This window comes from Klebsiella sp. ZJOU C1 (assembly GCF_035620215.1).
Taxonomy (GTDB): Bacteria; Pseudomonadota; Gammaproteobacteria; order Enterobacterales; family Enterobacteriaceae; genus Klebsiella; species Klebsiella variicola.
In genome coordinates, this window is record NZ_CP141644.1 from 4,815,666 (window position 1) to 4,830,754 (window position 15,089).

The 15,089-nt window shown below is 55.8% G+C and carries 19 protein-coding genes and 1 other RNA gene; 13 read left to right on the plus strand and 7 right to left on the minus strand.

Annotated elements, in window-relative coordinates:
* Nucleotides 1-141: 141 nt before the first annotated feature.
* The 9 genes from yqjA to SPE70_RS23090 all read left to right on the plus strand — a co-directional run bounded on the left by yqjA (nt 142) and on the right by SPE70_RS23090 (nt 5,059).
* Entirely contained in the window at nt 142-804 is a 663-nt protein-coding gene (gene yqjA / locus SPE70_RS23050; RefSeq protein ID WP_004206121.1) for a DedA family general envelope maintenance protein YqjA, read from the plus strand.
* Nucleotides 805-812: 8 nt separating this feature from the next.
* The gene (mzrA, locus tag SPE70_RS23055; RefSeq protein ID WP_162493301.1) at nt 813-1,190 is read left to right on the plus strand and encodes an EnvZ/OmpR regulon moderator MzrA; all 378 of its coding nucleotides are present in this window, start codon (nt 813-815) and stop codon (nt 1,188-1,190) included.
* A gap of 149 nt (nt 1,191-1,339) precedes the next feature.
* Nucleotides 1,340-1,708 carry a DUF1090 domain-containing protein gene (locus tag SPE70_RS23060; protein ID WP_008806585.1) on the plus strand — a complete coding sequence of 123 codons (369 nt, stop codon included), beginning with the start codon at nt 1,340-1,342 and terminating at the stop codon, nt 1,706-1,708.
* A gap of 45 nt (nt 1,709-1,753) precedes the next feature.
* Nucleotides 1,754-2,059: an ElaB/YgaM/YqjD family protein gene (locus SPE70_RS23065; RefSeq protein ID WP_008806586.1), complete on the plus strand. Its 306-nt coding sequence runs from the start codon at nt 1,754-1,756 to the stop codon at nt 2,057-2,059.
* A 2-nt stretch (nt 2,060-2,061) separates the two neighbouring features.
* Complete coding sequence (locus SPE70_RS23070) at nt 2,062-2,460, plus strand: phage holin family protein (RefSeq protein ID WP_008806587.1); 399 nt, start codon at nt 2,062-2,064, stop codon at nt 2,458-2,460.
* Nucleotides 2,457-2,753, plus strand: a complete 297-nt coding sequence (locus SPE70_RS23075) for a YqjK-like family protein (RefSeq protein ID WP_008806588.1) — start codon at nt 2,457-2,459, stop codon at nt 2,751-2,753. Before SPE70_RS23070 ends, SPE70_RS23075 begins: the two co-directional genes overlap by 4 nt.
* A 356-nt stretch (nt 2,754-3,109) precedes the next feature.
* Nucleotides 3,110-3,502, plus strand: coding sequence for a DoxX family protein (locus SPE70_RS23080; protein WP_002917920.1), 393 nt, complete (start codon nt 3,110-3,112; stop codon nt 3,500-3,502).
* 75 nt (nt 3,503-3,577) lie between these two features.
* A complete protein-coding gene (locus tag SPE70_RS23085) occupies nt 3,578-4,564 on the plus strand; it encodes a glutathione S-transferase family protein (protein ID WP_008806589.1) in 987 nt (328 codons plus the stop codon).
* A 126-nt stretch (nt 4,565-4,690) separates the two neighbouring features.
* Nucleotides 4,691-5,059 carry a DUF805 domain-containing protein gene (locus SPE70_RS23090; RefSeq protein ID WP_008806590.1) on the plus strand — a complete coding sequence of 123 codons (369 nt, stop codon included), beginning with the start codon at nt 4,691-4,693 and terminating at the stop codon, nt 5,057-5,059.
* Between the two features lie 41 nt (nt 5,060-5,100).
* On the opposite strand, the gene SPE70_RS23095 is transcribed toward SPE70_RS23090, so the two are convergent.
* Nucleotides 5,101-5,997 (minus strand): LysR family transcriptional regulator, encoded by an 897-nt coding sequence (locus SPE70_RS23095; protein WP_004144865.1) that lies wholly within the window; start codon nt 5,995-5,997, stop codon nt 5,101-5,103.
* Between the two features lie 104 nt (nt 5,998-6,101).
* Between SPE70_RS23095 and SPE70_RS23100 the strand changes: the two genes are divergently transcribed.
* Nucleotides 6,102-6,803 (plus strand): pirin family protein, encoded by a 702-nt coding sequence (locus SPE70_RS23100; protein ID WP_008806591.1) that lies wholly within the window; start codon nt 6,102-6,104, stop codon nt 6,801-6,803.
* Nucleotides 6,804-6,827: 24 nt separating this feature from the next.
* Nucleotides 6,828-6,995 (plus strand): hypothetical protein, encoded by a 168-nt coding sequence (locus SPE70_RS23105; protein ID WP_008806592.1) that lies wholly within the window; start codon nt 6,828-6,830, stop codon nt 6,993-6,995.
* A gap of 73 nt (nt 6,996-7,068) precedes the next feature.
* Here the strand turns inward: SPE70_RS23105 and SPE70_RS23110 are convergent, their stop codons facing one another.
* Nucleotides 7,069-7,479 carry a Spy/CpxP family protein refolding chaperone gene (locus SPE70_RS23110; protein ID WP_012540495.1) on the minus strand — a complete coding sequence of 137 codons (411 nt, stop codon included), beginning with the start codon at nt 7,477-7,479 and terminating at the stop codon, nt 7,069-7,071.
* Between the two features lie 311 nt (nt 7,480-7,790).
* On the opposite strand from SPE70_RS23110, the gene SPE70_RS23115 reads away from it, so the two are divergent.
* Entirely contained in the window at nt 7,791-8,255 is a 465-nt protein-coding gene (locus SPE70_RS23115; protein ID WP_008806594.1) for an OB-fold putative lipoprotein, read from the plus strand.
* 344 nt (nt 8,256-8,599) lie between these two features.
* On the opposite strand, the gene rnpB is transcribed toward SPE70_RS23115, so the two are convergent.
* The 4 genes from rnpB to garL all read right to left on the minus strand — a co-directional run bounded on the left by rnpB (nt 8,600) and on the right by garL (nt 11,912).
* Nucleotides 8,600-8,982: RNase P RNA component class A (gene rnpB / locus SPE70_RS23120), an RNA gene on the minus strand.
* A 32-nt stretch (nt 8,983-9,014) separates the two neighbouring features.
* Nucleotides 9,015-10,160: a glycerate 2-kinase gene (gene garK / locus SPE70_RS23125; RefSeq protein ID WP_023323313.1), complete on the minus strand. Its 1,146-nt coding sequence runs from the start codon at nt 10,158-10,160 to the stop codon at nt 9,015-9,017.
* A 64-nt stretch (nt 10,161-10,224) separates the two neighbouring features.
* Nucleotides 10,225-11,115 (minus strand): 2-hydroxy-3-oxopropionate reductase, encoded by an 891-nt coding sequence (gene garR, locus SPE70_RS23130; RefSeq protein WP_012540492.1) that lies wholly within the window; start codon nt 11,113-11,115, stop codon nt 10,225-10,227.
* A gap of 26 nt (nt 11,116-11,141) precedes the next feature.
* Nucleotides 11,142-11,912 (minus strand): 2-dehydro-3-deoxyglucarate aldolase, encoded by a 771-nt coding sequence (garL, locus tag SPE70_RS23135; protein WP_023298255.1) that lies wholly within the window; start codon nt 11,910-11,912, stop codon nt 11,142-11,144.
* Between the two features lie 523 nt (nt 11,913-12,435).
* On the opposite strand from garL, the gene garD reads away from it, so the two are divergent.
* Nucleotides 12,436-14,007 (plus strand): galactarate dehydratase, encoded by a 1,572-nt coding sequence (gene garD, locus SPE70_RS23140; protein ID WP_049157122.1) that lies wholly within the window; start codon nt 12,436-12,438, stop codon nt 14,005-14,007.
* 188 nt (nt 14,008-14,195) lie between these two features.
* Here the strand turns inward: garD and rsmI are convergent, their stop codons facing one another.
* Complete coding sequence (gene rsmI, locus SPE70_RS23145; protein WP_004144878.1) at nt 14,196-15,059, minus strand: 16S rRNA (cytidine(1402)-2'-O)-methyltransferase; 864 nt, start codon at nt 15,057-15,059, stop codon at nt 14,196-14,198.
* Nucleotides 15,060-15,089 lie beyond the last annotated feature (30 nt).

Consider the following 15,089-nt stretch of genomic DNA (forward strand, 5'->3'; position numbering starts at 1 on the left):
GGGGTAAGTGTTTACTTACTTCAGTCTTATACAGGGAAGCGTTCAGAGCGCCTAAGCAGCGACCAAAATCTCATAAAAATCTTGTCGCCCAACATGCCACGCGCTCAGACGTGCCGTTAACCGATGTACCAGGAATCGTGAATGGAACTTTTAACCCAGTTATTGAATGCCTTGTGGGCTCAGGATTACGAAACGCTCGCGAATCCCTCCATGATTGGCATGCTGTATTTTGTCTTGTTTATGATTTTGTTCCTTGAGAACGGGTTACTGCCTGCCGCGTTTTTACCGGGGGATAGTCTGCTTGTGCTCGTGGGCGTGCTGATCGCCAAAGGGGCGATGGGCTTTCCGGAAACCTTGCTGCTGCTTACCGCCGCCGCCAGCCTCGGCTGCTGGCTGAGCTACATTCAGGGGCGCTGGCTGGGCAATACGCGGATCGTGCAAAACTGGCTGTCGCATCTGCCCTCTCACTATCATCAACGCGCGCATCACCTGTTTCATAAGCATGGGCTCTCCGCGCTGCTGATCGGCCGCTTTATCGCCTTCGTGCGTACGCTGTTGCCGACGATTGCCGGCCTTTCAGGCCTCAATAACGCTCGCTTTCAGTTCTTTAACTGGATGAGCGGCCTGCTGTGGGTGCTCATCCTGACCTCGCTGGGCTATCTGCTGGGCAAAACCCCGGTATTCCTCAAGTATGAAGATCAGCTGATGTCCTGCCTGATGCTCCTTCCGGTCGCGCTGCTGGTCTTCGGACTGATCGGCTCGCTGGTGGTGCTGTGGAAGAAAAAATACAGAAGCCGGGGCTAATGATGGTCATTAAACGCCCCTCCCTGCGCCAGCTGAGCTGGCTGCTGGGTGGCTCTCTTGTGCTCTGCGCGCTGTTCTGGCTCTGGCTGGCAGTGCAGCAGCAGGAGGCCACGCTGGCGATCCGTCCGGTTGGCCAGGGCGTCAGCATGCCGGACGGCTTCTCCGTCTGGCATCATCTCGACGCCAACGGTATCCGCTTTAAGAGCATTACGCCGCAAAAAGATGGCCTGCTGATTAAGTTCGACTCCACCGCCCAGGGCGCGGCGGCGAAAGAGGTTCTCGGTCGCGCTCTGCCACATGGTTATATTATTGCCCTGCTGGAGGACGATAACTCGGCCACCGCCTGGTTATCCCGTCTGCGCGACGCGCCTCACCGGCTCGGGTAAACTACCGCCTTACTGCGTTTTTTACGCAGTCTGGTGGTTTCCTGCATTTGTTACTATGCTTAAACCTGCGGGAATCAACGCATTCCCGTTCACCATCGGGAACGGGTATATCCTCCGGGTATACCCTCAGACAATGGAAGGTACTATCCATGAAACACCGCATCGCTCTGCTTCTGGCCCTGACTTCACTTAGCGCCAGCGCCATAGCAGCCTCTCCCTGCCAGGAAAAAGAGCAGGATATTCAACGAGAGATCAGCTATGCCGAAAAGCATCATAATCAAAGTCGCATTGATGGGCTAAATACCGCGCTACGTCAGGTACGGGAAAACTGCAGCGACAGTAAACTCAAAGCCGATCATCAGCAAAAAATTGCCAAACAGCGGGAAGAGATCGCTGAACGTCAGCGCGATCTGCAGGAAGCCCGGAAGAAAGGCGATGCGGACAAAATCAACAAACGCCAGCATAAACTCAATGAAGCGCAACAGGAGTTAAAAACGCTGGAGTCTCGGGACTACTAATAACAGTTAACTTTCGCAACACGGACCACGCTACAGGAGAACGACATGGCTAAAGAGAATGTGACTGACGACCTTCGTGCAGAACTGAAAACGCTGGCGGATACCCTGGAGGAAGTTCTGAATTCCTCAGCGGACAAGTCGAAAGAAGAGATTGGTAAACTGCGTAGTAAAGCAGAGAGCGCGCTAAAAGAGAGTCGTGCCCGCCTGGGTGAAACCAGCGATGCGATTTTGCGTCAAACGCGCGAGACCGCCGCGCGGGCGGATGATTATGTTCGCGAAAATCCGTGGACAGGAGTCGGGATTGGTGCCGCCGTCGGGCTGGTGCTGGGTGTCCTGCTGTCGCGTCGCTGATTATGGCGAATACTCAACACACGCAGGGGCCAGGCCAGCGCGTGTTCTCCATTGGCCAGCGTATCGTCACGCTGCTGGCCGAAATGGTGGAAACACGGCTGCGCCTGGTCGTCGTGGAGCTGGAGGAGGAGAAAGCCAACCTCTTCCAGCTGCTGATCATGACCGGACTGACGCTGCTGTTTGCCGCGTTTGGCCTCATGAGTCTGCTGGTGCTGGTTATCTGGGCCGTTGACGCCCAGTACCGCCTGCACGTCATGATCGCCACCACCGTCGTTCTGCTCCTCGCCGCCGCGATCGTGGGTATCCTTACCCTACGTAAGGCGCGCCGCTCCACGCTGCTGCGCCTGACGCGTAAAGAGCTGGAGAACGACCGTGCCCTTCTGGAGGACGATAAACCGTGAATGGCCGACAGGAGCGTGAACGGCAAAAGGCGCTGCTGCTGCGCCAGATCCAGCAGCAACGACTGGAGCTTAGCGCCTGTCGTCGCCACTGGCTGGAGGCGACAGCGCCCCTCGATCGCGGCTGGCATACGCTGCTGAGTTTACGTTCGTGGCTGATGGTTGGCAGCGGTTTGATGGCCGTCTGGTCCATACGACACCCGCACTTTTTGATGCGCTGGACCAAACGCGGTCTCGGACTGTGGAGCACCTGGCGGATGGTCCGCGGGATCCTGCGCCAGTCGTCAACACACTAGCAGCCCGGAGCGCGGGCGCTTATCCCGGCGCCCCGCTCTGCCATTTCCCCGTCCGATACAATACGCCGTTCGCGGCAGACGGGGCCTTCGCCGCAACCCGCGGTTAGCCCCCCTCAGATCTCAATTCATTCCGCTCAGCCACCCGATATCGGGACGGGTAGTTCCCCTCGTCGCCAGAAAATTTCTCCTCACCGCACTTATTGCTCAGAAACTTTGAAGAAGATCTACAGTTTTCCTTGCTAACAATTCCCTCTCCGCCTCGTTACTATCCTCTCCATCGACAGCAACACCGTGTAACCACGCGGGATTGCGCTAAAAAACAAAACTGCCGCCCTTTGGGTTTTCTGGAGTAAGAAATGAAAAAATTAGAAGATGTTGGTGTACTGGTAGCGCGTATTCTGATGCCGATTCTGTTTATCACTGCTGGATGGGGCAAAATCACTGGTTACGCCGGAACCCAGCAGTATATGGAAGCCATGGGCGTGCCGGGAGCACTGCTGCCGCTGACCATTCTCCTTGAATTCGGCGGCGGTCTGGCGATTCTGTTCGGTTTCCTGACCCGTACCACCGCGTTGTTCACCGCAGGCTTTACGCTGCTGACCGCGTTCCTGTTCCACAGCAACTTTGCGGAAGGCGTGAACTCGCTGATGTTCATGAAAAACCTGACCATTGCTGGCGGTTATCTGCTGCTGGCCATTACCGGACCGGGCGCATTCAGCATCGACCGCGTACTGAATAAAAAGTGGTAAGCGCACTATACTGAGTAAAAATCTAAAAAAAGCGAGGGGATATCTCCTCGCTTTTGCTATCTGCAGGAGGAAGTAATGGGACAATTAGTCGACGGCGTCTGGCAAGATACCTGGTATGACACCAAATCCACCGGAGGACGATTCAAGCGTTCCGTTTCGGCCTTCCGTAACTGGCTCACGGCCGATGGCGCGCCGGGGCCTGCGGGCGAAGGTGGCTTTGCCGCGGAAAAAGACCGTTATCATCTGTATGTTTCTTTAGCCTGCCCGTGGGCGCACCGCACGTTAATTCTGCGCAAGCTGAAAGGACTGGAACCCTTTATATCCGTCTCCGTGGTCAATCCGCTGATGCTGGAAAACGGCTGGACCTTCGCCGATGATTTCCCTGGTGCTACCGGCGACCAGCTCTATCATCATCAGTTCCTCTATCAGCTCTATCTGCAGGCTGACCCGCACTATACCGGTCGCGTCACGGTCCCGGTATTGTGGGACAAAAAGCAGCAGACCATCGTCAGCAATGAGTCGGCAGAAATCATCCGCATGTTTAATACCGCCTTCGATGGTCTGGGCGCCAGAGCCGGGGATTACTATCCGCCGGCGCTGCGGGAAAAAATCGATGAACTGAACGGCTGGATCTACGACAACGTCAACAACGGCGTGTATAAGGCCGGCTTTGCCACCAGCCAGCAGGCTTACGACGAAGCGGTCGAGGCGGTCTTTACTTCACTGGAGCGGCTGGAGCAGATCCTCGGTCAGCATCGTTACCTGACGGGAAATCAGCTGACGGAAGCCGATATTCGCCTGTGGACCACGCTGGTACGGTTCGACCCGGTATATGTGACGCATTTTAAATGCGACAAACGGCGCATTAGCGATTACCTCAACCTGTACGGTTTTCTGCGCGATATCTACCAGATGCCCGGCATCGCGGAGACGGTGAGTATTCCGCATATCCGCCACCACTATTACCGCAGCCATAAAACCATTAATCCAACCGGCATTATCTCCATTGGACCGCAACAGGATCTCAACGAACCCCACGGCCGCGATCAGCGCTTCCGTTGATCTTTCGGGCGCCAGTGATGGCGCCCAATAATTCAGAAAACAGATATTTACCCACCATTCATTCACGTCTATTCTTATTGCGATCGCTTAAAAAACAAGTGATTGACGGTTAATTGAGGCGTAGAAATGGACTGGTATCTCAAGGCATTAAAAAACTATATAGGATTTGGCGGCCGTGCGCGGCGCAAAGAGTACTGGATGTTTATTCTGGTCAACCTCATCCTGACCGGCGTATTGAGCATCATCGATAAAATGCTGGGCTGGCAGCGGGCGGGCGGCGAAGGCATTCTGACGACCATCTATGGCGTACTGGTCTTTTTACCGTGGTGGGCGGTGCAGTTTCGGCGTCTGCATGACACCGACCGCTCAGCTTGGTGGCTGCTGCTGCTGTTGATCCCGGTCATCGGCTGGCTGGTGATCCTGATCTTTAACTGCCAGCGCGGCACCGAAGGCAACAATCGCTTCGGACCCGATCCGAAACCCTTCTCCTATTAATCTTCCCGCTCCTCCCGCTAGCGGGAGGAGCGTCTTCTCGACTAGCGTCCCGCAAACAGCTTAGGGATTTCGCGCAGACACCAGGACTTCGCCTCGCCCATACTGTCCCGCCGCCAGGCCATGATTATGTCAATTTCATTGGTGTATTCCGGGCTGACGACCCGCAGACGCCCTTCGGCAATATCCTTCTCCACCAGCGGATAGGGCATGGTCGCCACGCCTAGCCCGGCCAGCAGTGCCTGGCGCTTATCTTCAATGGTACTCACCGTTAAGCGCGGCTGTTTATCCAGCAGCTGAACGGTAAGGACGGGCCGCTCGCGTGCGGTATCCGCTACTGCGACGCCGCGGTATTTCACGCGGGTCACTTCCGAGAGCGGTTCCGGCTCCTGGTGGATCGGGTGATCCGGCGCCGCGACGTACACACTGAGCACCGAATAGAGTTTGCGCGAGTTAATCTCCGAGGAGGAACGAAAATGCATATCCGGCGCGACAACAATATCCGCCCGCCCCTGCTCCAGCCGCTCCCAGGCGCCGGCCAGCACCTCGGTGATAATCGACAACTGCGTATTAGATTTGGTCGCCAGTTTTTCAATTAGCGGAAACAGATCCGGGGTGGGCACCAGCGCTTCGGTGACGATCGTCAGGTGGGTTTCCCAACCGCGCGACAACGCTTCCGCATCGGTGGTGAGTTTATCCGCCGCTTCGAGCAGCACGCGCCCGCGTTCCAGGAGCATCCGTCCAACGTTGGTGAACTTCGTGCGATGACCTGAGCGGTCAAACAGCACCACGTCCAGCTCCTCTTCCAGTTTTTGCATGGTATAGCTCAGGGCGGAAGGCACGCGTCCCAGCTCATCAGCCGCGGCAGCAAAGCTCCCACGGCGGTCGATCGCATCCATCACACGCAACGCTTCCAGCGTTAATGCTCTCTCTTTGGCCATCGCTTTCTCATTCAGGAAATTTGAACATACCGGGCAGAATATCTGGCTAACAATACAGCGTCCATACCTTTACCATTGATTTAGTGTAAAGAGAGGTCAAGAACATGATTACTACCCGAACAGCCAAACAATGCGGACAAGCAGACTTCGGCTGGCTGCAGGCCCGCTACACCTTCTCCTTTGGCCACTACTTCGACCCGAAATTACTGGGCTTCGCGTCCTTGCGCGTCCTCAACCAGGAAGTGCTGGCGCCCGGCGCTTCCTTCCAGGCCAGGACGTACCCAAAAGTCGATATCCTGAACCTGATTCTGGAAGGCGAAGCAGAATATCGCGACAGCGACGGCAACCACGTGCAGGCCAAAGCCGGTGAAGCGCTGCTTATCGCCACCCAGCCTGGCGTGAGCTATAGCGAGCATAATCTGAGCAAAGAGCAGTCGTTAACGCGAATGCAGCTGTGGCTCGACGCTTGCCCGCAGCGGGAAAACCCGCTACAGCAGAAAACCGAAGTGGTGAGCGCACCGCTGCAGCTGCTGGCCTCGCCGGAGGGAGAGAACGGCAGTCTCCAGCTTCGCCAGCAGGCCTGGGTCTACCATATCGCACTGGAGAAAGGAGAGCAGATTAGCGTGCAGCTGCATGGCCCACGCGCTTACCTGCAGTCAATCCACGGCACCGTCCATGCCGTCGCGCAGGAACAACAAAAACAGGCTCTCACCTGTGGTGACGGCGCATTTATTCGTGACGAAGCTAACATTACCCTCGTCGCCGATACGCCGCTGCGCGCTTTGCTGATAGATTTACCGGTGTAACAACGGAAGGGATGGAGTCTGTCAGTGAGTAAAAAGAAAAACAGAAAAAAGGCGTCCCCGACGCCATCAGCCCCGACGCAGCCGGAAACCGCCGGCGTCGTCAGCTTTGGTTATGATGAGATGCTGAGCGAACTGGAAGCCATTGTTGTCGAAGCGGAGATTCGTCTGCGGGATGAAGAAAGTCTCGCCTGAAAAGGCAATATCAATGATTCGATTTTCGTTTATAGCCTGAAGATAATATCGGCCCCGAAAGGGGCCGATGGCATTATTCGCTCAGCGCGTCGGCAAGATCTTTTTTCACCTGGGTACGCTGCTCCGGCGTCAGGACCTGATTCACATCGAAATAATACTTCACGCGGTAATAACGCACCTGCTGATCGATCTTACTGAAGGCAGCCAGCTGATCCTTGACCGCCTTTTCATCCCATTTTCCGGAATCAATCACGTTAATCAGGGCGCCATCTTTAATGTCTTGCTGCGAAATCTGTTGAACATTATTTTCCAGTTGCTGATGCAGGCTTTTAATTTTCGCAACCTGATCGCTGGTGAGTTTTAAGTGCTGGACAATAGGGTCCTGCGCCGGCGCTGGCGCCGCCTGCACGTCCGCGGCTTGCGCAGACAGAGAGAAACCGGTAGTCAGAAGGGTTGCGAACGCAATACGGGTCATTAATTTCATTTTTTTATCCTGAGGTGAAAGTGTCTGAAATAGTGGTTTATTATTTTACAGTTGGTAGTGAATAAATGTAAAAAATAATACCTAAAGATTATTCACAGCGTGCACCTGATCACAAGCCATTCAATACATAAGAAATTCAAATATTCTCACCAAATGAATTCACATGAAGAATACCACATTTGTATAAAATGACTTTAGCGCTTATCACGGAAATTAATTGACAGTAGCCACGGTTACTTTATTTAATTAGCGAGAAAGATGTCATACATAAAAGCAGGGATATCATTTTTAAAATATATAAGGAGATAGTTATGTTATTACGCACTCGCGTATTACCGCTGGTTTTTGTCATCTCGCTGTTAAGCGGCTGCGGCCTGGCTTCTAAAGCCTTTTATTCCGCGGGAGACAAATTATTTCAACCGGGAGATGACGCCGTCGCTTCGATGCAGACGTATTCAGTCGCCCAGTTCCTGCAGCCGTTTACCCTCAACCCGGCGAAGGCCAGCAGCGATTATCTGGGCAAATGGGTCAAGGTGCGCGGCGTGATTGTCGACATTCGCCGAATGAGCGGTATCGCCGGCAGCTACTATTTTACCGTGACCATGCGAGATGAACAGAATAAAACGGATAAACGTCTGACCTTCAATTTTGGCTCACATAACAGCGCAGACGTTGAGGCGTTAAGCAACGGCAGCATCGCCACGATCGTCGGTCAGGTTCATCAGGTGCAAGATTCCACGATCCCGACGCTACAGAATCCTAAGGTGGTTAAATAACGGTAACTGACCAATAAGCCGCGTTCTTTTGGTATAGCGTCGTGGACAGTCATTCATCCTGCTTTCGGTATTCGAATAGCAAAAACCCCGCCGGAGCGGGGTTTTGACATAAAGAGGTGAAACTGACCGATAAGCCGCGTTCTTTTGGTATAGCGTCGTGGACAGTTATTCATCCGAGTCACGGATTCAGATAGCAAAAACCCCGCCGGAGCGGGGTTTTGACATAAAAAGGTGAAACTGACCGATAAGCCGCGTTCTTTTGGTATAGCGTCGTGGACAGTTATTCATCCGAGTCACGGATTCAGATAGCAAAAACCCCGCCGGAGCGGGGTTTTTGCATAAAGAGGTGAAACTGACCGATAAGCCGGGTTCTGTCGTGGACAGTCATTCATCTAGGCCAGCAATCGCTCACTGGCTCAAGCAGCCTACCCGGGTTCAGTACGGGCCGTACCTTATGAACCCCTATTTGGCCTTGCTCCGGGTGGAGTTTACCGTGCCGCGGACTGTTACCAGCCGCGCGGTGCGCTCTTACCGCACCCTTTCACCCTTACCTGATCCCGCTTACGCGGGCCATCGGCGGTTTGCTCTCTGTTGCACTGGTCGTGGGCTGTGACACCCCCCAGGCGTTACCTGGCACCTTGCCCTATGGAGCCCGGACTTTCCTCCCCTCCGCCCGTCTCCCCCCGAAGGAGGACGACGACGAAGCGGCGACTGTCTGGTCAGCTTCGGCGCGCAGTATAGAGGGTTTACCGCCCGTTGTCATCCTTCTGTCGTCATCCCAACCTGCAGGGTGGCGGCGATATTGCGCGACGCGCGGTAAATGTTATCAAACGCCCCGCGAAATGCCTCTTCCAGCGTCGAAACTGTGGTTAACACGCTGAAAACCGCATCGATACCGTGCTGGTGAACCACGCCGACGTCGTGGGTCAGGCTGCCAGCAATACCGATCACCGGCTTACGGTATTTTTTCGCCACCCGGGCTATCCCCACCGGCACCTTACCGTGAATGGACTGGCTATCGATCCGCCCTTCTCCGGTGACCACCAGCGAGCAGTCATGGATCTGCTCTTCCAGCTTCAGCGCCTCGGTAACGATCTCAATCCCGCTACGCAGTTCCGCATTAAGAAAGGCCATCAGCGCCGCGCCCATGCCGCCGGCCGCCCCCGCCCCGGGGATCGGCTTAACGTCCACCTGCAGCGACGCCTTAATGACGTCGGCGAAGTGCGCCAGATTACGATCCAGCTCAACGATCATCGCCTCGGTCGCCCCTTTCTGCGGGCCAAAGATCCGCGACGCGCCGCGCTCGCCCACCAGCGGGTTAGTGACGTCACAGGCCACGTGGATCATCCTGTCACGTAAGCGTGGATCGATGGCGGAAAGATCGATCCGGCTCAGACGGCTCAGGCTACCGCCGCCATGGCCGATCTCCTGCCCCTCGGCGTCGCAAAGACGGGCGCCTAGCGCCTGCATCATGCCCGCTCCACCGTCGTTGGTCGCGCTGCCGCCGATGCCGATAATGATCCGTTTCGCGCCATGTTCCAGCGCCTGTAATATCAGCTCGCCGGTACCGCGTGAAGTGGTGATGAGAGGGTTGCGTTTTTCGGGCGGAACGAGTCCCAGGCCGCTGGCCGCCGCCATCTCAATAAACGCAGTGACGCCATCGCCGGACATGCCCCAGCAGGCCTCCACTTTCTCGCCCAGCGGGCCAGTCACCCATGCGGAATGTTCCGTTCCCTGCGTCGCGGCAATCATCGCCTCCACCGTTCCCTCGCCGCCGTCGGCGACGGGCATGGAAACATACTGCGCGTCGGGGAAAATTTCACGGAATCCTTTTTCTATCGCCTGAGCTACCTCGGCGGCAGACAGGCTTTCTTTGTAAGAGTCTGGGGCAATGACGATTTTCATAAGTTTGTAGCCTGACAGTGCCGCGCAAGGCAAGAATAACAGGGCGCGTGGTGCGCCCTTCTTGTTAGCGAGTGACTTCCACTTTCGCCAGTTTTTCGTAGTAGCACGCCAGCGCGCTATGGTCCGCGGTGCCCAGACCGTCCGCACGCAGCGCCTGCATCATCTCCATTACCGCCGCCGTCAGCGGTAGCTGAGCGCCCACGCCATGGGACGTATCCAGGGCGTTCGCCAGATCTTTAATATGCAGGTCGATACGGAATCCCGGCTTGAAGTTACGATCCATCACCATCGGCGCTTTGGCATCCAGCACGGTACTGCCCGCCAGGCCGCCACGGATCGCCTGATATACCAGATCCGGATTGACGCCAGCTTTGGTCGCCAGAGTCAGCGCTTCAGACATCGCCGCGATGTTCAGGGCGACAATCACCTGGTTAGCCAGTTTGGTGACGTTGCCCGCGCCGATGTCGCCGGTATGCACCACGGAGCCCGCCATCGCTTTCATCAGATCGTAGTATTTATCAAAGATCGCCTTATCGCCGCCGACCATCACCGACAGGGTGCCGTCGATGGCTTTTGGTTCGCCGCCGCTCACCGGCGCATCCAGCATATCAATACCCTTGGCTTTCAGCGCTTCGCTGATTTCCCGACTCGCCAGCGGCGCGATAGAGCTCATATCAATCACCACGGTGCCCGGCTTTGCGCCTTCGATAATGCCGTTTTCACCCAGCGCCACCTCTTTCACATGCGGAGAGTTTGGCAGCATGGTAATGATCACGTCACATTGCTCAGCAATCGCCTTCGGCGTCGTGGCGGTCTCAGCACCCGCGGCAATCACGTCGGCAATCGCTTCCGGGTTACGGTCGGACACCACCAGCGAATAACCTGCTTTCAGCAAATTTTTGCTCATCGGTTTGCCCATAATGCCAAGACCGATAAAACCCACTTTGATTGTCATAATGTTCTCTCTCTTCATCCTGGTGATTATTTTTTAAACGCATCAGCAAGTTTCTGCGTTGCTGAGCGGAAGACGCCCAGATCGCTGCCGACGGCGACGAAAGTCGCGCCCCATTCCAGATAGCGGCGCGCATCGGCTTCCACCGGCGCCAGAATGCCACTTGGCTTACCGTGCTTCTTCGCGCTGGCGAAGATATGCTGGATAGCGCGCTGCACCTCAGGATGGGCGGCATTGCCCAGATGACCTAAGGCCGCGGCCAGGTCGCTCGGGCCGACGAACAGGCCGTCGACACCGTCGGTCGCGGCAATCGCCTCGACGTTGTCCACCCCGGTCTGGCTCTCAATCTGCACCAGAATGGAAATGTTCTTGTTGGACTGGGCGAAGTAGTCCGCCACGGTGCCGAACATATTGCCGCGGTGGGAAACGGAGACCCCGCGGATCCCTTCCGGCGGATAACGGGTCGACGCCACCGCCTGCGCCGCCTGTTCAGCCGTCTCGACAAACGGCACCAGGAAGTTATAGAAGCCGATGTCCAGCATGCGCTTGATGATGATCGGCTCATTGGTCGGCACACGGACTACCTGCGCGCTGGAGCTGCCCTTCAGCGCCATCAGCTGTGGGATAAGCGTGGTCACGTCGTTCGGCGCGTGTTCCGCATCCAGCACCAGCCAGTCGAAACCGGCCAGACCCAGCACCTCGGTGCTGATCGGGTTAGCCAGCGCGCACCAGCAGCCAATCTGCACCTGATGAGCCGCCAGCGCGGCCTTAAATTTGTTCGGGAAAATTGCGTTATCCATGATGTTTACCTTGCGTTAATCGTTGCTTACTTCTGCAATTCCAGGCGTTTAATCTCGCGAACCATAAATATAATCAGCAGAATAAAATAGCGAGTTGGTATTCCTTGTTTCTCATCCCATCCAGGATCATGAAGATATTCATCAAACACAGAACACCTTTTATTATTTTTTTAATCGGGTTCTTTATTTGTTAAATAGACGATATCAACGCTCTCTTATTGCCTATCGGCTACCTCAAAATCATGACACAGTATAATCAGCCTGCCATCGCCAGACACCATGCATAATCACAATATAAATGTCTTATCTGACGCTTTAGTTAGGCAAATGCCACAAGTCATGGGCGCTAATCCACAGTTCTCATGATTGCCTGTCGGTGCGTGAGCGTCGTCGCAAAGAGGGGTGATACAGATCACATTTTAAAGCCATTACTCCTGACATTCTTTATTTCATTATTCTTTTCTACAGCACCAGAATGACCATTTCATTCTTTTTTTAGCACCTGTTTGGAGATGACTGGACAATGGCTGACATTGCAATTCGACAACAATCGCCAACCGCGTTTTATATTAAAGTTGACCCGACAGATAACGTGGCGATTATTGTTAACGATCGGGGATTGACCGCCGGAACACGTTTCCCGGACGGCCTGACGCTCGTCGAACACATCCCACAGGGTCATAAAGTAGCCCTGGTGGATATCCCTGCCCGCGGTGAAATCATCCGCTACGGAGAAGTGATTGGCTTCGCCGTGCGCGACATCCCACAGGGAAGCTGGATTGACGAATCGCTGGTGGAACTGCCCACCGCCCCGCCGTTGAACACCCTGCCGCTGGCGACCAAAGTGCCTGAACCCCTACCGCCGCTGGAAGGCTATACCTTTGAAGGGTACCGCAATGCCGATGGCAGCGTGGGCACCAAGAACCTGCTGGGCATCACCACCAGCGTGCACTGTGTTGCGGGCGTGGTTGATTATGTGGTGAAAATCATTGAACGCGACCTGCTGCCGAAATACCCCAACGTCGACGGCGTGGTAGGCCTGAACCACCTCTACGGTTGCGGCGTGGCGATTAATGCACCGGCGGCGGTAGTGCCAATTCGCACTATCCACAATATCGCCCTCAACCCGAATTTCGGCGGCGAGGTGATGGTCATTGGCCTCGGCTGTGAAAAGCTGCAGCCGGAACGCCTGCTGCAGGGCACGGAAGACGTCAAAAGTATCCCGGTGGACAGCGCCAGCATCGTCAGCCTGCAGGATGAAAAGCATGTTGGTTTTAAATCGATGGTCGATGACATTCTGCAGGTCGCCGAGCGCCACCTGGCGAAACTGAACCAGCGCCAGCGGGAAACCTGTCCGGCTTCAGAGCTGGTGGTCGGCATGCAGTGCGGCGGCAGCGACGCCTTCTCCGGTGTGACCGCCAACCCGGCGGTGGGTTATGCATCCGACCTGCTGGTGCGCTGCGGCGCGACGGTGATGTTCTCGGAAGTGACCGAAGTCCGCGACGCCATCCATCTGTTAACCCCGCGGGCGATTAACGAAGAGGTCGGCAAACGCCTGCTGGAAGAGATGGCCTGGTACGATAACTATCTCGACATGGGCAAAACCGACCGCAGCGCCAACCCCTCCCCCGGCAACAAAAAAGGCGGCCTGGCTAACGTGGTGGAAAAAGCGCTGGGTTCTATTGCTAAATCAGGGAAAAGCGCCATCGTCGAGGTGCTCTCTCCAGGCCAGCGCCCGACCAAACGCGGCCTGATTTATGCCGCTACCCCCGCCAGCGATTTTGTCTGCGGCACCCAGCAGGTCGCCTCTGGCATTACCGTGCAGGTGTTCACCACCGGTCGCGGCACGCCGTATGGCCTGATGGCGGTACCCGTAATAAAAATGGCGACCCGTACCGAGCTGGCCAACCGCTGGTATGATTTAATGGACATTAACGCCGGGACCATCGCCACTGGCGAAGAGACGATTGAGGATGTCGGGCGGAAGCTGTTCGAATTTATTCTCGACGTCGCCAGCGGACGCAAGAAAACCTTCTCCGATCAATGGGGCCTGCACAACCAGCTGGCGGTGTTTAACCCGGCGCCGGTGACCTGATCGAGAGCGTGAGAATTTAACTACTTTTAGCCCGGATTTATCCGGGCTTGTTGGTTACGGATGCTGTGCGGCAAGGAAAGCGATTCTGCCCTTTTCTTCCGACATTTCTTCCGACATATCGGATGACGTTCAAGCCGCCCTTCAATTTCTGAAGAGCGGCTTGCTGCTCCCAAAGTCAGTTTACAGGCTTACTCCCCCTGCTGCTCCAGGGCGTACTTATACAACGCATTTTTCTTCACGCCGTGGATCTCCGCGGCCAGCGCGGCGGCTTTCTTCAGCGGCAGCTCCGCTTGCAGCAGCGCCAGGGTACGCAGCGCGGCCGCCGGCAGCGCCTCTTCCTGGGCCTTAAAGCCTTCGACAATCAACACCATCTCGCCTTTGCGGCGGTTTTCGTCTTCCTTCACCCACGCCACCAGCTCGCCAATCGGCGCGCCGTGGATAGACTCCCAGGTTTTGGTCAGCTCGCGGGCCAGCACCACGTAGCGGGATTCTCCCAGTACCGCGCAGATATCTTCCAGACTCTCCACCAGACGGTGCGTTGACTCATAGAAGATGAGAGTGCGCGGTTCTTCTTCCAGCGCCTTCAGGGTATCGCGACGGCCTTTCGATTTCGCCGGCAGGAAGCCTTCATAGCAGAAACGGTCGGAAGGCAGACCGGCGGCGCTCAGGGCGGCGATGGCCGCACAGGGACCCGGCAGCGGCACCACGCGAATATTCGCTTCGCGGCAGGTGCGCACCAGATGATAGCCAGGGTCGTTAATCAGCGGCGTGCCGGCATCGGAGACCAGCGCGATGTTTTGCCCTTCTTTCAGTTTAGCGAGAAGTGTTTCCGCCTTTTGCTGCTCGTTATGGTCGTGAAGCGCAAATAAGCGGGCGTTAATCGCAAAATGTTGCAGCAGCAAACCGGTGTGGCGGGTATCTTCCGCAGCAATTAAATCAACAGCTTGCAACACTTCCAGTGCGCGCTGCGTGATATCAGACAGATTCCCTATCGGAGTGGGCACAATATAGAGCTGCCCCTGAGAATTATCCGCTGATTCGTGTTGTTTCATTGTCTCGTCCGTATTGCCGATTTAATATTG